21 protein-coding genes are annotated in these 18,068 nt (G+C 71.4%); 8 read left to right on the top strand and 13 right to left on the bottom strand.

The genetic code is table 11. The features are described 5' to 3' along the window. The first annotated feature begins 4 nt into the window (after window positions 1-4). Window positions 5-883 (top strand): aldo/keto reductase, encoded by an 879-nt coding sequence (locus DEJ02_RS06380; protein WP_111032381.1) that lies wholly within the window; start codon window positions 5-7, stop codon window positions 881-883. Window positions 884-976: 93 nt separating this feature from the next. Here the strand turns inward: DEJ02_RS06380 and DEJ02_RS06375 are convergent, their stop codons facing one another. Then, entirely contained in the window at window positions 977-1,465 is a 489-nt protein-coding gene (locus DEJ02_RS06375) for a hypothetical protein (protein ID WP_111032380.1), read from the bottom strand. After that, on the bottom strand, window positions 1,465-1,872 hold the full coding sequence (locus DEJ02_RS06370; protein WP_071404030.1) for a hypothetical protein: 408 nt from the start codon (window positions 1,870-1,872) through the stop codon (window positions 1,465-1,467). Before DEJ02_RS06370 ends, DEJ02_RS06375 begins: the two co-directional genes overlap by 1 nt. 148 nt (window positions 1,873-2,020) lie before the next feature. Between DEJ02_RS06370 and DEJ02_RS06365 the strand changes: the two genes are divergently transcribed. Then, window positions 2,021-2,986, top strand: a complete 966-nt coding sequence (locus tag DEJ02_RS06365; protein ID WP_111032379.1) for an NAD(P)H-quinone oxidoreductase — start codon at window positions 2,021-2,023, stop codon at window positions 2,984-2,986. Here the strand turns inward: DEJ02_RS06365 and DEJ02_RS06360 are convergent. The 6 genes from DEJ02_RS06360 to DEJ02_RS06335 form a co-directional block, all read right to left on the bottom strand. Next, entirely contained in the window at window positions 2,983-3,759 is a 777-nt protein-coding gene (locus tag DEJ02_RS06360; protein WP_111032378.1) for an amino acid ABC transporter ATP-binding protein, read from the bottom strand. The two genes, DEJ02_RS06365 and DEJ02_RS06360, sit on opposite strands and share 4 nt — an antisense overlap. Then, entirely contained in the window at window positions 3,756-4,634 is an 879-nt protein-coding gene (locus DEJ02_RS06355) for an amino acid ABC transporter permease (protein WP_071404033.1), read from the bottom strand. Before DEJ02_RS06355 ends, DEJ02_RS06360 begins: the two co-directional genes overlap by 4 nt. A gap of 4 nt (window positions 4,635-4,638) precedes the next feature. Next, the gene (locus tag DEJ02_RS06350; RefSeq protein WP_111032377.1) at window positions 4,639-5,460 is read right to left on the bottom strand and encodes an ABC transporter substrate-binding protein; all 822 of its coding nucleotides are present in this window, start codon (window positions 5,458-5,460) and stop codon (window positions 4,639-4,641) included. 82 nt (window positions 5,461-5,542) lie between these two features. After that, window positions 5,543-6,061: a cupin domain-containing protein gene (locus DEJ02_RS06345; protein ID WP_111032376.1), complete on the bottom strand. Its 519-nt coding sequence runs from the start codon at window positions 6,059-6,061 to the stop codon at window positions 5,543-5,545. Then, entirely contained in the window at window positions 6,058-7,443 is a 1,386-nt protein-coding gene (locus DEJ02_RS06340; protein ID WP_258378673.1) for an amidohydrolase family protein, read from the bottom strand. The genes DEJ02_RS06345 and DEJ02_RS06340 overlap by 4 nt, the downstream gene beginning before the upstream one ends. Then, entirely contained in the window at window positions 7,440-9,161 is a 1,722-nt protein-coding gene (locus DEJ02_RS06335) for an adenosylhomocysteinase (RefSeq protein ID WP_111032375.1), read from the bottom strand. The genes DEJ02_RS06340 and DEJ02_RS06335 overlap by 4 nt, the downstream gene beginning before the upstream one ends. Before the next feature lie 81 nt (window positions 9,162-9,242). Between DEJ02_RS06335 and DEJ02_RS06330 the strand changes: the two genes are divergently transcribed. The 6 genes from DEJ02_RS06330 (at window position 9,243) to DEJ02_RS06305 (ending at window position 13,419) form a co-directional block, all read left to right on the top strand. Then, entirely contained in the window at window positions 9,243-9,512 is a 270-nt protein-coding gene (locus tag DEJ02_RS06330) for a glutaredoxin family protein (protein ID WP_017888006.1), read from the top strand. 136 nt (window positions 9,513-9,648) lie between these two features. After that, window positions 9,649-10,593: an amidohydrolase gene (locus tag DEJ02_RS06325; RefSeq protein WP_111032374.1), complete on the top strand. Its 945-nt coding sequence runs from the start codon at window positions 9,649-9,651 to the stop codon at window positions 10,591-10,593. A 42-nt stretch (window positions 10,594-10,635) separates the two neighbouring features. Further along, on the top strand, window positions 10,636-11,484 hold the full coding sequence (locus DEJ02_RS06320; protein WP_111032373.1) for a fumarylacetoacetate hydrolase family protein: 849 nt from the start codon (window positions 10,636-10,638) through the stop codon (window positions 11,482-11,484). Further along, complete coding sequence (locus DEJ02_RS06315; RefSeq protein WP_111032372.1) at window positions 11,484-12,269, top strand: SDR family NAD(P)-dependent oxidoreductase; 786 nt, start codon at window positions 11,484-11,486, stop codon at window positions 12,267-12,269. Before DEJ02_RS06320 ends, DEJ02_RS06315 begins: the two co-directional genes overlap by 1 nt. A 100-nt stretch (window positions 12,270-12,369) precedes the next feature. Further along, window positions 12,370-13,047 carry a FadR/GntR family transcriptional regulator gene (locus DEJ02_RS06310; RefSeq protein ID WP_110862381.1) on the top strand — a complete coding sequence of 226 codons (678 nt, stop codon included), beginning with the start codon at window positions 12,370-12,372 and terminating at the stop codon, window positions 13,045-13,047. Window positions 13,048-13,143: 96 nt separating this feature from the next. Further along, the gene (locus tag DEJ02_RS06305; protein ID WP_027466577.1) at window positions 13,144-13,419 is read left to right on the top strand and encodes a GlsB/YeaQ/YmgE family stress response membrane protein; all 276 of its coding nucleotides are present in this window, start codon (window positions 13,144-13,146) and stop codon (window positions 13,417-13,419) included. A 91-nt stretch (window positions 13,420-13,510) separates the two neighbouring features. On the opposite strand, the gene DEJ02_RS06300 is transcribed toward DEJ02_RS06305, so the two are convergent. From DEJ02_RS06300 to DEJ02_RS06280, 5 genes are read right to left on the bottom strand one after another with little or no spacing between them, the layout of a single operon-like run. Beyond that, window positions 13,511-14,467 (bottom strand): aldo/keto reductase, encoded by a 957-nt coding sequence (locus tag DEJ02_RS06300; protein ID WP_111032371.1) that lies wholly within the window; start codon window positions 14,465-14,467, stop codon window positions 13,511-13,513. Beyond that, window positions 14,464-14,808, bottom strand: a complete 345-nt coding sequence (locus DEJ02_RS06295; RefSeq protein ID WP_111032370.1) for an L-rhamnose mutarotase — start codon at window positions 14,806-14,808, stop codon at window positions 14,464-14,466. The genes DEJ02_RS06300 and DEJ02_RS06295 overlap by 4 nt, the downstream gene beginning before the upstream one ends. After that, on the bottom strand, window positions 14,808-16,133 hold the full coding sequence (locus DEJ02_RS06290; protein WP_111030695.1) for an alpha-L-fucosidase: 1,326 nt from the start codon (window positions 16,131-16,133) through the stop codon (window positions 14,808-14,810). The genes DEJ02_RS06295 and DEJ02_RS06290 overlap by 1 nt, the downstream gene beginning before the upstream one ends. 50 nt (window positions 16,134-16,183) lie before the next feature. Next, the gene (locus DEJ02_RS06285; protein WP_111032369.1) at window positions 16,184-17,074 is read right to left on the bottom strand and encodes a carbohydrate ABC transporter permease; all 891 of its coding nucleotides are present in this window, start codon (window positions 17,072-17,074) and stop codon (window positions 16,184-16,186) included. Further along, window positions 17,067-18,041 (bottom strand): carbohydrate ABC transporter permease, encoded by a 975-nt coding sequence (locus DEJ02_RS06280; protein ID WP_111032368.1) that lies wholly within the window; start codon window positions 18,039-18,041, stop codon window positions 17,067-17,069. The genes DEJ02_RS06285 and DEJ02_RS06280 overlap by 8 nt, the downstream gene beginning before the upstream one ends. Window positions 18,042-18,068 lie beyond the last annotated feature (27 nt).

The following is an 18,068-nucleotide window of genomic DNA, read 5'->3' as shown; positions in this document are numbered from 1 at the left end:
GCCGATGAAGCAACGAGTCATCGGAGACGTGTCCGTCAGTTCGATCGGTCTGGGCGGGATGCCCATGTCGATCGAGGGCCGACCGGACGAGCGTCAGTCCATCGCCACGATCCACGCAGCGCTCGAGAACGGTGTCACGCTCATCGACACCGCCGACGCCTACCACCTGGGCGGCCACGACGAGGTGGGGCACAACGAGGAGCTCATCGCGCGGGCCGTCCGGGAGTTCCACGACGACACCTCGGACGTCCTCATCGCGACGAAGGGCGGACACCTGCGCCCCGAGGCCGGCAACTGGGCGCAGAACGGGCACCCGGAGTACCTGAAGGAGGCGGCGAAGGCCTCGGCGAAGCGGCTCGGCGTCGAGCAGATCGGCCTGTACCAGTTCCACCGCCCCGACCCGGCAGTGCCGTACGCCGACTCGATCGGGGCGCTCGCCGAGCTGCTCGACGAGGGCGTCATCCGGATGGCGGGCATCTCGAACGCCGACCCGGACCAGATCCGCACCGCGAACGAGGTCCTCGGCGGACGCCTGGCGTCGGTGCAGAACCAGTACTCGCCGAAGTTCCGGTCGAGCGAGCCGGAACTCGAGCTGTGCGACGAGCTCGGCATCGCGTTCCTGCCGTGGAGCCCCCTCGGTGGCATCGGGAGCGCGGCGGACCTCGGGACGGCGTTCGAGGACTTCGCGTACATCGCCCGGGACCGCGGGGTCACCCCGCAGGTCATCGCCCTGGCGTGGGAGCTGCAGAAGAGCGACGTCGTCGTGCCGATCCCCGGTGCGTCGCGGCCGCAGTCGATCCTGAACTCGATCACGGCGCCGACCGTGCGGCTGCGGCCGGAGGACGTCGCACGCCTCGACGCCTCGCAGCCCGCGGCCGTCTGACGCCCGTCCCCCCGACGGGGGAAGCACGTCGCCCCGCCGCTCCTGGTCCAGGAGCGGCGGGGCGTCGTCGTGCGTGGCCGGGCGTGCGCCCGCTCAGCTCTTGGCGGGGCAGACCGCCGAGACCTGGTCGAGCGTGGTCTGCACCTCGGACTGGGCCTTCGTGACCTCGGCGGAGTCCTCGGCCGCGCCGGAGCGGATGGCCGAGCTGTAGCCCTTGGCCGCGCCGGAGAAGTCCTCGAACGTGTCGTGCACCTGGTCGTTCGAGACCTTCGTCAGCGCCGAGTCGATGCGCTGGACGAACTCGTCGACGAGCGCCGCACGGGCCTTCGGCTCGGCCGGGGCAGAGCTGGAACCCTGCTCCTTGAGGAACGACGCGAGTTCGTTCTCGAGCAGCGAGCAGGCTTCCTGCTTGGTCTGGGCTGGTGCTGCTGCGGCGGTCTTCGAGGCCGACGGTGCGCTGGACGAGCCCGAGTCGCCCCCGGAGGAGCCGCCGTCGGACGAACCGCCGTCGCCGCCCGAGCAGCCGGCGAGCAGCGTGAGCGCGAGGCCGGCGGTGGCGAGCGCGGTGAGGGTACGGCGCATCAGGAGTTGCACTCCTTCTGGAACGCGTTGCCGGCGTCCTGGACCTTGGTGCTGGACTTCGTCAGGGCCGAGACGTCGGCCGACTGCGGGTCGTCGGCGATGTCCTCGATGTCGTCGACCAGGTCGCCGTACGCCTCTTCGAAGGCGTCGCCCTTGGCCTTCAGGTCGTCGTCCGACAGGTCGTCGACGCCGTCGGAGATCTTCTCGTCGAGCTCCTTGAGCTTCGTGACGGCGGCGTCCGGGTCGGACTGCAGGTTCGCGGCCTCGGACTGGACGCCCTGGGCGGCGGACTTGACGGTCTTCTCGAACTGCGTGCACTGCTCGGCCTTGGACGGCCCGGTCGAGCAACCGGCGAGCAGCGTGAGTGCGAGGCCGGCGGTGGCCAGCGCGATGAGCTTCTTGGGCATGGTGGAGAGTCCCCCTCGATCTGTCCGCACTCCCCCGGATGAGGTGCAGATCCGTCATCGAGCGTACAGGGAACATCCACAGGGAGACCGGCCGGGTTGTGGGAGCCCGGCAGCCGGCCGGAGGCGGGTGGCGCGTACCGTCGAGGGCATGCGAGCCATCACGTTCGACGACGCTTCCATGTCCGTCACCGACCTGCCCGACCCGGAACCCGGTACGGCCGAGGTCCTGATCGAGGTCGCCGCGGCCGGCGTCAACAACGCCGACCTGCAGCAGCGCGCGGGGAACTACCCGCCGCCGCCCGGGGCCTCGGAGGTCCTCGGGCTCGAGGTCTCCGGCACCGTGCGGGCCGTCGGTGCGGGCGTCACGACCGTGGCGGTGGGCGACCGGGTGTGCGCGCTGCTCTCCGGCGGCGGGTACGCGGCACTCGTGGTCGCGCCGGTCACCCAGGTGCTGCCGGTGCCCGAGGGCGTCGACCTGGTGGAGGCGGCCGGCCTGCCCGAGGCCGCCTGCACCGTCTATTCCAACATCGGCATGCTCGCCGGGCTCCGCCCCGGGCAGACACTCCTGGTGCACGGCGGCACGGGCGGCATGGGGTCGCACGCGGTGCTGTGGGCGAAAGCCCTCGGTGCGACGGTGATCGCGACGAGCGGCGGCGACCGCAAGGTCGCCGCGTCCCGTGAGCTCGGCGCAGACCTGGTGGTCGACCACCGCACGGAGGACTTCGTGGAGCGCGTCATGGCGTTCACCGACGGTGTCGGCGTCGACGTGGTGCTCGACGTCGTCGGGCCGTCCTACCTGGAGCGGAACCTGCAGGCCCTCGCCCCGAACGGGCACATCGCGGTCATCGCCTCGGGCAGCGGCCGCACCGCCGAGCTCGACTTCGGGGTGCTGATGCGGAAGCGCGCGACGATCAGCGGCACGACCCTGCGCGCACGGCCGCTCGCCGAGAAGGCCGCCATCGTCGAGGCGGTCCGCTACAACGTCTGGCCGCTGGTCGCCGCTGGCCGGGTGCGCCCGGTCATCGACTCGGTGCTGCCCCTGGCCGAGGTCGAGGAGGCCCACCGCCGCGTGCGCGACGGCGAGGTGATCGGCAAGGTGCTGCTGACGCCCTAGGCGTGCACGCGGGCGAGGAACTCGACGAGCGCCGGGTGCTGCGGGTGGTCGAGGACGTCGGCGGGGGATCCCTGCTCGACGACCTCGCCGCGGTGCAGGAACACGATCCGGTCGGCGACGTTCCGCGCGAAGTGCATCTCGTGCGTCGTCATCAGGATCGTCGAACCCTGCCGCTTCAGCTCGGTGACCAGGTCGAGCACCTCGCCGACGAGCTGCGGGTCGAGGGCACTCGTGACCTCGTCGAGCAGCAGGAGTTCCGGGTCCGACGCGATCGCCCGGACGATGGCGACGCGCTGCTGCTGCCCGCCGGACAGGCGGTCGGGGTACGCATCGGCGAACGAGCCGAGCCCGATCCGGTCGAGCAGCCGGCGCGCGGTGTCCTCGGCCTGAGCCCGTCCGATGCCGTGCACCTGGCGGGAGGCGAGCGTGACGTTGTCGAGCACGCTCATGTGCGGGAACAGGTTGAACTGCTGGAACACCACGCCGATGCGTGCTCGAACGGCGTCGACGGCGACGCGCGGGTCGGCGATGTCCGTGCCCTGCAGCAGGATCTCGCCGTCGTCGATGCCCTCGAGCAGGTTGACCGTCTTGAGCAGCGTCGACTTGCCGGAGCCCGAGGCCCCGATGACGCAGATGACCTGGTGCCGGTGGACCGTCAGGTCGATCCCGCGCAGGACCTCGTGCTCGCCGAAGGCCTTGCGCAACCCGCGCAGTTCGAGGACCGCGGCGTCCGTACCGGACGCACCACGGGCCTCCAGGCCGGCCTCGCTCATACGGTCCCTCCGATCTGTTCGCGCCGCTGCTGGCGACGCGCGATCGCGTCCGTGACGCGGATCAGCGGCAGGCTGATCACCACGAACAGCAGCCCGGCGACGAAGTACGGCGTGAAGTTGTAGGTCTCGGCCTGCGCGATCTGGGCGGAGCGGACCGCGTCGACGGCCCCGAGGATCGACACCAGACCGACGTCCTTCTGCATCGACACGAAGTCGTTCATCAGCGCCGGGGTGACCTTGCGGATCGCCTGCGGCAGCACCACGAGCCGCAGCGTCTTGGCGTGCGAGAGTCCGAGCGACCGGGCGGCCAGGCGCTGGGAGGGGTGCACGGCCTCCATGCCGGCCCGGAGCACCTCGGCGATGTACGACGAGTAGGTCAGGGTGATCGCGATCGTGCCCCAGACCTCGGCGGGGAGCCGCGGGAACACCCCGAGCCCGGGGATGCCGTAGCCCACCAGGTAGAGCACGATGATGAGCGGCAGACCGCGGAACAGGTCCGTGTAGCCGGTCGCGAGCATCCGCAGCGGGAAGAACACCGGGTTGCGCAGGCCGCGGACGACCGCGAGCAGCGTGCCGAACACGGCGACGCCGATGGCGCTGAAGAACAGGATCCGGACGTTCAGCCAGAGGCCCAGCAGGATGTCCGGGAACGTGTCGACCGCGGTCTGCGGGTCGAAGAACGACTGCTGCACCGCCGCCCAGCCGGGGGTGTTCACGACGCCGAAGTACACGACGGCGAGCACGACCAGGGTGGAGACGACCGACACCACGACCGAGCGACGGCCACGCTGGCGGCGGTAGAGCCGACGCTCGAGCTCGACCTGGCTCGGCGCGGGTGCGGCGACCGGGGTGCCGGCCCCTGCTGGCAGGGTCATCCGGTTACTTCAGGACCGGCGTGCCGGTCTCCGACGACAGCCACTTGGTCTGCAGGTCCCGCAGGGTGCCGTCGTCGTCGAGGGTCTTCAGGGCCTTGTCGACCTTGCTCGTCAGCTCCGAGTCCTTCGGCAGGACGAAGCCGAACTGGTCGCCCTTGCCGTCGTCGGGGAACTGCGCGGACACGGTGCCGTCGTCGACCTGGGCCGAGGCCATGTAGAACGCCGTCGGCAGGTCGGTGACGATCGCGTCGATCTGCCCGGACTTGAGTGCGAGCACGGCGTCGTCGTTGGAGTTGAACACCTGCGGCGTGACCCCGAGGACGTCCTTGACGCTCGCGATGCTCGTCGAACCGGTCGCGACGCCGATCGCGTCCTGCTTGAGGGCAGCGATCGTGGTGTCGCCGGCGGCCTTCGACCCGGACGTCGTCACGACCGCCTGGGTCGTCGTGTAGTAGGCGCTCGACATGTCGACGGCCTTCTTGCGCTTCGCGTCGATCGAGAACTGCTGGACGTTGAGGTCCCAGTCCTTCGGGCCCGGCGCGATGGCGCTGTCGAAGGTGCTGCGCTTCCACACGACGTCGGACTTGCCGTAGCCCATCTCCTTCGCGACCGCGTAGGCCACGGCGGACTCGAAGCCCTTGCCGGACTGCGGCTTGTTGTCCTCGACCCAGGGCGAGTACGCCGGGTCACCGGTGGCGATCGTGAGCTTGCCGTCGGTCACGGTGCCGTCGGCGTTGCTGCTGCCCCCGGCGGAGCAGGCCGACAGGGCGAGGGCGGCGACCGCGGCGGTGGCGACGGCGAGGGTGAAGCGGAGGTGACGGGTCACGGTCGGGCCTTCGTGGGAGGGGGTGGGGGCAGGTCGAAGTGTACTTCGCGGTGGGATACCAACGCGAAACGGTGTCGCGGTGCTACTCGGCGGCGGAGTCCCCGTCGTCGGCCATCGTGAAGTCGTCGAACGAGAAGCCCGGCGACACCAGGCAGCTCAGCAGCACCTCGCCGTCGCCCGGGATCGTCCGCTGCCACACCCCGCCGCGCACGAACGCCTGCGCGTCGTTCACCCGGTCGCGCCCGGCGTCCGGGCCGAGGGTGATCGTCGCGCCGGGCTCGGGGACGTCGCCGTCACCGCCGAGCTGCAGGTCGACGGTGTCCGGCCCGTGCCACATCCAGATCTCGTCGCTCGTGACCCGGTGCCAGGCGGAGGCCTCGCCCGGGGGCAGCAGGAAGTGGATCAGGGTGGCGGCGGGACGCTCCCCCGCGGGGGTGGTGACCGTCGCCGGCGAGGTCCAGGTGCGGACGTACCAGCCGCCCTCGGGGTGCGGTTCCATGCCGAGGGCGATCGCGCGCTTCGGCACGTCGAGCCACTCGATCAGCTCACCGGTGACGGTTCGGCGTGCGGCCGTGCCGAGGTGGGGTGCGGACTCGGTCATCGTTCCTCCTGGTGCGGTGCGGGGATGTCCATGTGCGGGGAAGCCGGCTCGGTGACGACGCCCGCCGCGGCGCGGACGACCCCGCGGATCACGGTGGCGGCCGCCCGCCCGGCGCCGTCCTCGACGAGCTCGGCGAGCGCGTCCGGCACGGTCCGGGCGTCGACGTCGAAGACCGCCAGGTCGGCGCGCGCCCCGACGGCGAGGTGCCCGATGCGGTCCGACCCGACGGCGAGGCCCATCGCGTGCGCACCACCGAGGGTCGCCGCCGCGAGCAGCCGCTCGTGCAGGTCACGGTGCCCGTAGCCCTGGGCGCGGGCGATCCGGTGCAGCGCGGTGACGTCGGCCATCAGGTCGAGGGACGGCGACGACGACAGGGAGTCGGTGCCGATCGCGATCGGGCTGCCCTCGCGCAGGTAGTCGGCGACGGGCGGCGGGTCGAGGCCGATGACGGCGTTGGAGCGGGGGCACAGCGCCACCGCGGTGCCACGGGCACGCAGGAGCGCCCGGTCGGCGGCGGTCATGTACACGCCGTGGGCGATGTGGCAGTCCGGCCCGAGCACGCCGAGGCGGTCCACGAACGCGGTCGCGCTGGCACCGAAGCCCAGGGCCCGAAGCGCCCGGAACGAGGGCACGTTCGCCAGGTGCCAGTCGTTCCCGTGGCCGACGCCGTCGACCCCGTCGAGACCGGGGACCGGACCGAGGGCGGTGCGCTCCCCCTCGAACGCCGCTTCACCGAGGTGCAGGTGCAGTCGCAGACCGCGCTGCCGCACGATGTCGGGGAGCTCGAGCAGCGGGGCGACCTCGAGCGAGTACGGCGCGTGCGGGGACAGGCCGGCTCCGGGCGTCGTGGGGATCCGGTCGAGTTCGTCGAGCACCTGGTCGCGACCGTGCGACTGCCAGGCGTCGTTCTCCCAGTCCATCACCTCCCAGTACGCGATGCCGCCGAGGCCGGCGTCCTGCAGGGCGGTCGAGGCCTCGATGTCGGTGACGATGTCCGCGATGCTCGTGACACCGGCCAGGATCGACGCCCGTGCGCCTTCCGCGGCTTCGGCCCGCCAGTCGTGCGGTTCGGCGTAGTCGACGTTGAACGCTGCGGCCCAGTCCTCGAACCCGCTGTACTGCCGTTGGCCGACACTGGCCATGCCGGTGTACTGGAGGTGCGAGTGCGCGTTCACGAGTCCGGGCAGGAGCGCGCCACGCCACTGCCGCTCGGCGAAGGTCGCGCCGGACCCGGTGAGCTGGTCGATGACCCACGACCGGTCGCCGACGTGCAGGATCCGGCCGTCCTGCACGGCGACCGCGCCGTCCGCGATCGGTGGCGCCGTCATCGGGACGACGACGCGCGCCGAGTGCACCGTGACCGGGTGCTGTCGGGCGCTCACGCCGGGGCTCCGAAACGGTGCGTCCGGACGTCCGGCTCGCGGTCCGCCGGGTGTTCAGGGGGAAGGCCGGGAGGGCCGACGTACGTTCCGAAGGCGGCGAGCGCCGCGCGGGCGGTCACGTCGTCGACCGCGGGGTCGATCGGCACGACGGCACGCTCCAGCTCGTCGCCGCGCTCCAGGAGCATCCGGACGGCGCCGAGCTGCACGGCGAACGACAGGTCCATGATCTCGACCGGGTTGCCCTCGGCCGCGGTGATGTTGATGCAGCCACCGTCGTCGAGCACGATCGGTCCGCCGTCGGCCCCGGGGAACACGAACCGCTCGGCCTTCGGCCCCACGTCCTGGCGGCGGGCCCCGGCGGCGAGCGCGTCGTCGACGGCGATCTCCTGGTCGACCCCACCGGCGACGGCGAGGACCGCACCGTCCGCGCAGGCACGGAGCACCTCGAGGTCGATGGTGTCCGGCACCCCGGTGGCGCTCATCACGAGGTCGGCGTCGCGCACCGCCTCGACGAGCGGGGCCACGGCGTACCCGGCGAAGCGCGCCTGCAGGGCGCGGACCGGGTCGGTCTCGGCGACCGTCACCCGGAACCCGAGGGCGGTGAGCACCAGGGCGACCCCCTCGCCGACGTGCCCGAACCCGGCGACGACCGCCGCGCCTCCCGGCATCGCCCGGTGTGTGCCGGACGCGAGCCCGTCGACCAGGTCGAGCACCGCGAACACCGTCGACTGCCCGGTGCCGTACCGGTTGTCGAAGAACGTCTTGGTGCGGGCGTCGTTCACCGCGATCACCGGGATGCCGAGTTCGCCGCGCGCTGCCAGCACACGCAGGGGCCGCAGGCCGCTCGTGGTCTCCTCGGCGGCGCCGAGCATCGTCGGCAGCAGGTCGGGGCGTTCCTGGTGGGCGAGCCGGATGACGTGCGAGCCGTCGTCGAGCAGGATGTGCGGCGCGGTGTCGAGCATCGCGAGGGCCAGCTGCTTCTGCTCGGGGAGCGTCGCCGTGCTGCTCGCGAAGACCGTCAGTCCGGCCGACCGCAGTGCGTCGGCGACGGCGTCGTCGGTCTCGTCGGCGTGGGCGTAGACGACGACCTCGGCACCGGCGTCACGGAGCAGCAGGCTCAGCACGGCCGTCTTGGGCTCGAGGAACATCGCGACGCCGATGCGTGTGCCGCGCAGGAGTCCGCCGTCACGGAGTTCCGCGGCGACCGAGCGGGCGACCGGCATGGACCGTCGTGCCCAGCGCAGGCGTGCGTCCGCTGCGGGGTCATCCTCGGGGTCGCGGCCGGTGGAGACGAGGAAGACGTCGTCGGACAGCATCGGGACGGCGAGCACGCCGGGGCGGGCAGGTGCGACGGGGCCGAAGGCGTCCTCGTCGACGGCGGGCAGGTACCGGCCGGCGTCGATGACGATCAGGGTGGTGCCGCGCGGGCGGTCGGCGGCCTGCTCGACGGCGGGGGTCGACTCCTCGGGCGTGCCGAGGCACCAGAGCTGGTCGACGAGGTCGGACGGGTGCTGCCGGTGCTGGTGTTGGTGGTTGGGCTGCTCGGCCTCGCGCGCGCCGAGTGCGGTCAGCAGGTGCCGCAGTGTCGCGGCGTCCCGGGGGTCACCGCCGACGATGCGGAACCGGCGGGCGGCGACGAGCAGGTTGGTCGCGGCGGCGAAGCGCCGGACGGCCACCGATGCCCAGGCCAGCGTCGCGGGGTCGGGTGCTGGCGGCATGTGCCAATCGTAGGGCGAGCGGGGCGCGGGTCCGGCGGCGCTCCGGGAATGCCCGGGGGCGCTCCGACGTACTCTCTGCACATGAGCGATGCGACGACTGCCCCCGACCGCGTGACCATGTTCGGTGCCGACTGGTGCCGCGACTGCCGTCGGTCCAAGGCTCTGCTCGACACCCTCGGCGTGGACTACGAGTACGTCGACGTGGAGCAGGACCTGTCCGCGGCCGACCGTGCCGAGGCCATCAGCGGCCGGAAGAACATCCCCGTCGTGGTGCTGCCCAACGGCAAGCACTTCGTCGAGCCGTCCGACGCCGAGCTGCGAGCAGAGCTCGAGGCCTCCGGGGTCGTCTGATCGCCACTGGCCGCTGCGACTCCACGCGCCCAGCGACACCTCACGGGCACTGTGGCGCGTGAGGTGTCGCTGAGCGCGAGAGATCGCCGCGTCGGCACCCCGAGCGGACATCGGATGAATCGGGCATCATGAGCGCGTGATCATCGACGCTCACCACCACCTCTGGGATCCCGCCGACCGGCCGTACCCCTGGATGGACGACTCGGTCGCTCCGATCCGCCGCCGGTTCGACGTGGACGACCTCCGCGCCGCCGCCCGGAGCGCCGACGTCACCCGGACGATCGTCGTGCAGGCCGTGCACGACCCCGGCGAGACCGCCTGGCTCCTCGAGCAGCCCGAGCCGGTCGCCGGGGTCGTCGGATGGGTGGACCTGACCGCCCCGGACGTCGTCGACCGCATCGCCGCAATGATCGCGGGGTCCGGCGGAGACCGGGCGGCCAGCAGCCGGCTGGCGGGCAATCGGCCGGCCAGCAGCCGGCTGGTGGGCGATCGGCCGGCCAGCACCCGCCTGGTCGGCATCCGCCACCAGGCGCACGACGAACCGGACCCGGACTGGCTCGCCCGCCCCGAGGTCGTTCGCGGGGTCCGTGCGGTGGCCGCCGCCGGCCTGGTGTTCGACGTGCTCGTCCGAGCGCGTGAGCATCGCGCTGCCCTCGCGCTGCTCGACGCCGTGCCCGAGGGATCGTTCGTCCTCGACCACGCCGGCAAACCCGACATCGCGGGCGGGGATCCCGGGTGGGTGAGCCGGATCGACGACTTCGCCGCGCGTCCGAACGTGGCCTGCAAGGTGTCCGGACTGTTCACCGAGGCCGGACCGGAGTGGCGACGGCAGCCCGTCGACCGGTACGTCCGTGCGGTGGTCGAGCGGTTCGGCCCGGATCGGTCGCTGTTCGGGTCGGACTGGCCCGTCTCGACGCTCGCCACGACCTACGACGACGTGGTGCGGCGGACCACCGACGCGCTGGCCGACCTGACCCGGGACGAACGGCAGTCGGTGCTGAGCGGGACGGCGGAGCGCACGTACCTGCATGGGAGGACCCTCAGCACCCGCGACCTTGTCGGCGACCCGGACCAGACATAGGATGTCTCTGGTTGCGCCGGTGCAGCCGGAGAGCGAGGAACGATGCAGTTCGCACGACTCGGCCCCGCGGGCGGCGAGATCCCCGTCGCGGTCGACACCGATGGCGAGGTCCTCGACCTCCGCCCGATCACGACCGACATCGGCGGGGCCTTCCTGGCGTCCGACCCGGTCGCCCGCGTCCGGCACGCGCGGAGCGCCGGGGACCTCCGAGCGCTGCCCGGCGCCGAGGGTCTCCGCCGCGGTGCACCGGTGGCCCGCCCCGGCAAGGTCGTCTGCATCGGCCTGAACTACCGCGACCACGCCGCCGAGACCGGCGCCGAGATCCCGACCGAGCCGATCGTGTTCATGAAGGACCCGATGACGGTGATCGGCCCGGACGACGAGGTCCTGATCCCACGCGGTAGCGAGAAGACCGACTGGGAGATCGAACTCGCCGTCGTCATCGGGCAGACCGCCCGCTACTGCGAATCCGACGAGGCCGCGAGCGCCTGCATCGCCGGCTACGCCATCGCGAACGACGTCTCCGAACGGGCCTTCCAGCTCGAGCGCGGCGGGCAGTGGGACAAGGGGAAGTCCTGCGAGACGTTCAACCCGCTCGGCCCGTGGCTGGTCACCCCCGACCAGGTCGACCCGGCGGCGCTCGCACTCCGGCTCACCGTCAACGGCGAGGTGCGGCAGGACGGCACCACCGCCGACATGATCTTCCGACCCGTCGAGATCGTCCGGTACCTGTCGCAGTTCATGGTGCTGTACCCGGGCGACGTCATCAGCACCGGCACCCCGGCCGGGGTCGCCCTGGCCGGACACGCGCCGTACCTGCAGCCCGGCGACGTGGTCGAACTCACCGCCGACGGGCTCGGCTCGCAGCGCCAGACAGTGGGAGCAGCCTGATGGACGACACGACCGCCCAGACCGGCACGACGGGGACGCCCGGCACCCACGCGGGTCTCCGCGCGATCGTCACCGGTGGTGCCTCCGGCATCGGCGCGGCCATCGCGGCCGCCCTGCACGAGCGGGGCGCAGCGGTCGCCGTGCTCGACCTGCAACCGTCCGCCGCCGAGGGACTCGTCTCCGTCACCTGCGACGTGTCGTCCGACGAGTCCGTCCGTGCCGCCGTCGCGTCGGCCGTCGACCAGCTCGGCGGTCTCGACGTGCTCGTCAACAACGCCGGCATCGGCGCCCAGGGAACGGTCGAGGACAACTCCGACGACGAGTGGCGCCGCGTGTACGAGGTCAACGTGCTCGGCGCCGTGCGCCTGTCCCGCGCCGCGCTCCCCCACCTCCGAGCGTCGGACAGCGCGAGCATCGTCAACACGTGCTCCGTCGCGGCCACGGCCGGACTGCCCCAGCGGGCGCTCTACTCCGCCACGAAGGGGGCGATCTCCGCGCTCACCCGCGCGATGGCCGCCGACCACGTCCGCGAGGGCATCCGCGTCAACGCCGTCAACCCCGGCACCGCCGACACCCCGTGGATCGCGCGACTCCTGTCGTCCGCGGACGACCCGGCCGCCGAACGCGCCGCGCTCGAGGCACGCCAGCCGCACGGACGCCTGGTGCAGGCGGCGGAGGTCGCCGAGGCGGTCGCCTACCTGACGAGCCCGCTCGCCCGGTCGACGACGGGCGTCGAGCTGGCGGTCGACGGCGGGATGCAGGCACTCCGGCTGCGGCCGGCCTGATGGTCGTCCCGCGGCTCCGCCGCACCGGCCTGGAGGCCCGTCCCGGGTATCGTCGGGACGTCCCGTCGCGCACGCGGCCGGGTCCACAGGAGGTGGTGACGTGGCGTCGTTGACCGACGATGCGATCGCACGCATCCAGCAGATGATCGTGAGCGGTGAGCTCCAACCCGGCCAGCGCCTCCCGCCCGAGAAGGAGCTGAGCGAGTCGCTCGGACTGTCCCGCAACAGCCTCCGTGAAGCGGTGAAAGCGCTCGAACTGATCCGCGTGCTCGACGTCCGACGGGGCGACGGCACCTACGTGACGTCGCTCGAACCGGGCGTCCTGCTCGAGGCGGTGTCGTTCGTCGTCGACATGCACCACGACCGGTCGCTCGTCGACCTGCTCGAGGTGCGCCGCATCCTGGAACCGGCGTCCGCCGTCCTGGCGACGGCCCGTGCCACGGAGCAGCAGATCGACGAGCTCGCGACCCTGATGCAGTCCGTCGGCGAGGACACCGGCGTCGAGGACCTCGTCGCTCACGACCTGCTGTTCCACTCGACCATCGCGGGCATCGGCGGCAACCAGTACCTGTCCGGGCTGCTCGACGCACTGTCGAGCAAGACGGTGCGGGTGCGGGTGTGGCGCGGACTGACGCAGAACGGCTCGGTGCAGCGGACCCTCGACGAGCACGCGGCCATCGTCGACGCCATCCGGCGCCGGGATCCGCAGCTCGTGCAGGCCCTCGTCGTGTCCCACGTCGAAGGTGTCGAGCGCTGGTTGCGGCGCTCCCTCGACTGAACCCGACAATCCTCCCAGGAACCTCGGAGTTGTGTCGGTCCTCGGCCCTGACTCCGGCAACCATGCCGCGGCAACCGCACCCACGAGGAGGACACCGTGCTCGGTCTCATCATCAGCTTGATCATCATCGGACTCATCGCCGGCGCTCTCGCCCGGCTCATCATCCCCGGCAAGCAGAACATCGGCATCCTCATGACGATCGTCCTGGGCATCGTCGGCTCGTTCGTCGGCGGGTTCCTCGGGTTCCTGATCTTCCAGCACGACCCGATGGACGGCTTCTTCCAGCCCGCCGGCATCATCGGCTCGATCATCGGCGCCATCATCGTGCTGTTCATCTACACGCGCGTCGCCGGCCGCGGTTCGCGCCGCTAGGCACCACGCTGCCGGTCCGACCGGCGCACCACCGAAGTCACCCCGAACCACGCAACGACGTGGTTCGGGGTGACTTTCGTCGTACGTGGCGTCACATCGCGAGCAGGCCCGCAGCACGCAGGTCGCCCCAGAGCGCCTCGGGCACGTCGGCCGCAGCCCGAGCGACGTTCGAGCGCACCTGGTCGGCGGACTGCACCCCGAGCGCGATCGCCGCGACCGCCGGGGCCCGACGCGGGAACGCCAGCGCGGCTTCGGGCAGCGTGACCCCGTGGCGCTCGCAGACGTCGGCGATGGAATTCGCCCGCGCGAGCAGCTGCGCGGAGGCCTCGGCGTAGTCGTAGGTCGCCCCCGCCGAAGGGCGCTCCTGCCCGAGCAGCCCCGAGTTGTAGACGCCGACCGCCACGACCGCGACGCCCAGCGACGCGCACCGGTCGACGAGCGCCGCCGCCGGTTGCTCGAGCAGGGTGTACCGCCCGGCGAGCATGACGACGTCGCAGAGCCCGGTGTCGACGGCCGCCGACAGCGCCTCGACGGAGTTCGACCCGACGCCGACCGCCCGCACGACGTCCTCGTCGCGGAGCTCGGCGAGCGTCGGCAGCGCCTGGGTCAGACCGTCGGTGAGCGAGTACACGTCCGGGTCGTGCAGGTAGGCGACGTCGACGTGGTCGAGCCCGAGGCGGCCGAGCGACTCGTCGAGCGAGCGCCGCACGCCCGACGGCGACGGGTCCCACTGCCGCACGGTGTCGTCCGGCACCGCGAAGCCCCCGGACGCCAGGTCGTCGCCGTCACCGCGCCCGGGCACGAGCACCCGCCCGACCTTCGTCGACACGAGGAACTCCGTCCGGGGGCGTCCGGCGAGCGCCGCACCGAGCCGCCGTTCGGACAGGCCCAGGCCGTAGTGCGGGGCGGTGTCGAACCCGCGGACGCCGGCGTCCCACGCGGCGTCAACCGTGGCGCGGGCGTCGGCGTCGGACACCGGACGGAGCAGGTTGCCGATGCCGGCCCCGCCGAACCAGAACGGGCCACGGTCCAGGTCGAGATCGGTCACGGGTCCACCTGGTCCACGTGGTGCACCTGGTCCGCCAGCGACCAGACCCGTGGGACCCCGTCGTCGTCGCCCGAGTAGTCGTCGTCCGCCTCGAGCAGCGGGTTGATCGTCTCCTGCCACTCGGCGTTGACCGGGTCGTCGGCGAGCGCCCGGCGCATCGCCCGGTGGTCCTCGACCTCGATCAGGTGGACCAGGTCGAGCCCGTCCCGCCAGATCGTCCAGTCGTGCACGCCAGCCTCGCGCAGTCGCGCCGCGAGCGCGGGCGGGACCGAGGCGTGCACGGTGTCGTACGCCGCCTCGTTCCCGGCCCGCAGTCGCGTCCGCGTCAGGATCCGCTGCATCAGTCGCGCAGGAACAGCTCGACGACGGGCACGGCGACGTCGGGCCGCACGATCGGCAGCGTCAGGGTGAGCGTGCCGGCGGGCTGACCGCCGAGCCCGGTGTTCTGCGCCCGGGTGCCCGGCGGGATCTCGCGGAAGTGGATCTCCGATGCGTCGTTGAGCAGCTGCGCGTACGCCACCCGGCCGGCGAGGTCGGGCAGGTGCACGTGCTCGAACGGCCACGCGAACAGGTGCAGGTACAGGCGGTTGCCGTTCTGCGTGTAGACGGTGTTCCGCGGGGCGACGAACCGCGACGGCCCCGCCCCGTACACCGAGCGAGCGTGCTGGTGCATCCACGTCCCGATGCCGTCGAGCGTCTGCCGCGAGACCCCGTCGAACTCACCGCGACCGGTCGGGCCGATGTTGAGCAGCATGTTCCCGTTGTTCGAGACGCCGTCGACGAGCATGCGGACGAGCAGGTCGACCGGCTTCAGGTTCAGGTTGTCGCGGTCGTAGCCCCACGAGCCGTTCAGCGTCTGGCAGGCCTCCCACGGCACCGGGACGCCGTCGACCTCCATCGGCTTGTCGGGCTGGTACTGCTCGGGCGTGACCAGGTCACCGGGGATGTCGAGCCGGTCGTTCACGATGATGCCGGGCTGCAGTCGCTTCGTCAGCGCCATGAGCTCCTCGGATCCCCACTCGTCCCGGCCCTTGCCGCCCCAGATGTCCTCGTGGTCGTTGTCCCGGTACGAGAAGTCGTAGAACAGGTAGTCGATCTGCCCGTAGTCGGTGAGCAGCTCCTCGACCTGACCGTGGAGGTACTCGCGGTAGCGCGACATGTCGCGGCCCTCGTTGAACGCCTCGATCTCCTCCGGCGAGTCGTCGCGCCGGGGGTGCACGCCGTCGACGGTGAAGTCCGGGTGGTGCCAGTCGATGAGCGAGTGGTAGAAGCCGACCCGCAGCCCCTCGGCACGGACGGCGTCGACGAACTCGCGCACGATGTCACGGCCGAACGGGGTGTTCGTGGACTTGTAGTCGGTCAGGGCGGTGTCCCACAGGCAGAAGCCCTCGTGGTGCTTCGTGGTGAGGACGACGTACTTCATCCCCGCCTGCCGTGCCCGACGTGCCCAGTCCGCGGCGTCGAACAGGTCCGGGTCGAAGTGGTCGAAGTACTTCTGGTAGTCCTCGTCGGTGATCCGTTCGCGGTTCTTCACCCACTCGTGCCGTGCCGGCAGGGCGTACAGCCCCCAGTGGATGAACATGCCGAACCGGTCGTGGGAGAACCACGCGGGGAACCCCGCGGAGTCGGTCGCGGTCTGCGGCTCGGCAGGTGCGGTGATGGTCATGAGGCCAGTGTTCCTTTCAGTGGAGGACGAGAGGGTGACGGTCGGCGGTGTCACCGGCCGCCGAGACCGCTGGTGACGATCCCCTTGACGAGGTGCTTCTGGAGCAGGATCAGCAGGACCACCGTGGGCAGCATCGAGATCACCGAGGCCGCCATCACGAGGTTCCACTCGGAGCCCTGCTGCCCGAAGAACTGCTGCAGGCCGAGCGGGATGGTGCCACGGGCCTCGACGTCGTTGACGATGACGAGCGGCCAGAGGAACGAGTTCCAGTACGCGATGAACGAGAACACGGCGAGGACCGCCATCGTCGGTCGGGCCAGCGGGAGCATCACCGAGAAGAACGTCCGGATCGCTCCGGCACCGTCCACCCGGGCGGCGTCGTCGAGCTCCTGCGGCACGGTGAGGAAGAACTGCCGCACCAGGAACGCGCCGAGTGCCGTGAACGCCCACGGGATGATGAGCGCCTGGAACGTGTCGACCCACCCGAAGCCCTGCATCATCACGTACATCGGGATGACGAGGACGTCCTGCGGGATCATCAGCGTCGCCAGGAACAGGACGAACACCGTGTTCCGGCCGCGCCACCGCAGTCGCGAGAACGCGTAGCCGGACAGCACCGCGACGGCGACGTTGATCGCCGTGCCGGCCGCGGCGACGAAGACGCCGTTCAGGATGAACCGGGCGAACGGCAGGTACGTGAACGCCTGTGCGTAGTTGCCCCACTCGATGGACGAGCCCCAGAGCGTCGGCGGGGTCGTGAACACGTCGGCCGACGGCTTCAGGCTCGTCGCCACCATGTAGATGAGCGGCGAGACGAACAGCAGGGCCACCAGGCAGAGCAGCACGTAGCCCACCGCGCGGCGCACCCGGCCGGTCTGCCGGTGCGTGCGGGGCAGCGCCCGCGGGTTGATCGTCCGGTTGGACGAGGTCAGCTCACTCATAGTGCACCCACCGCTTCTGTCCGAGGAACTGGATGGCCGTGATGCCGAGGATGATGACGAACAGCACCCACGCCCCGGCCGATGCGAGTCCGAGCTGCTGGGTCTGGAACCCCGTGTTGTAGATGTACTGCACCAGGGTCTCGGTGGCGGTGCCGGGGCCGCCCTTCGTCAGGACGAACGGCTGCACGAACACCTGGAACGAGGTGATCAGGGTCATCATCGTCGCGAAGAAGATCGACGGCGAGATGAGCGGGAACTTGATCCGCCAGAACATCTGCCAGGCGTTCGCCCCGTCGAGCTGCGCAGCCTCGATCTGGTTCTCCGGCACCGAGTCGAGCGCCGCCGAGAAGATCAGCATGTTGTAGCCGAACCCCTGCCAGACGCTCATCGCGACGACGGCGAGCATCGCCCAGTTGTCGTCGGCCAGGAAGTTCGGTGCGTTCACGCCGACGGTCGACTGCAGCGTCGCGTCGATGGCACCGCCCGGCTGGTACAGCATCCGCCAGACGACGACGTTCGCGACGATCGGCGTGATGGTCGGGATGAAGAACAGCACGCGGAAGACGTGCCGGTGGCGGATCTTCGGCGTCAGCCAGGCCGCGAGGCCGAGGGACACGACCAGGTTGAGCGGCACGTAGAGCACGACGAACAGCACGGTGTTCAGCGTCACGGTGCGGAAGATCGGGTCGGAGAACAGCTGCGCGTAGTTCGACAGGCCGGCCCACGAGCGTTCGCCGAGCATCGGCCAGTTCATGAAGCTCACGACGAGCGACGCGAGGATCGGGAACGCCGTGAACACGACGAGGCCGATCGAGTGCGGAGCGGCGAAGGCGGCGCCCCACCAGGAGCGGCGGCCGAGCTCGGCGTCGGCGCCGCTGTCCTTCCGGCGCGGGGCCGCGCCGGTCGCGACCGCGACCGCGGGGGCGGGCAGCGCCGCCTCGGCGGGTGGGTCCTGGATGGTGGTCATGCGACGACCTCCTCGTCGTTCGCGCGG

The sequence above is a fragment of the Curtobacterium sp. MCLR17_042 genome (assembly GCF_003234695.1).
In the GTDB taxonomy this organism is placed as follows: Bacteria; Actinomycetota; Actinomycetes; order Actinomycetales; family Microbacteriaceae; genus Curtobacterium; species Curtobacterium flaccumfaciens.
The sequence above is the reverse complement of the archived record's forward strand: the minus strand, read 5'-3'. Positions and strand labels throughout refer to the sequence as shown.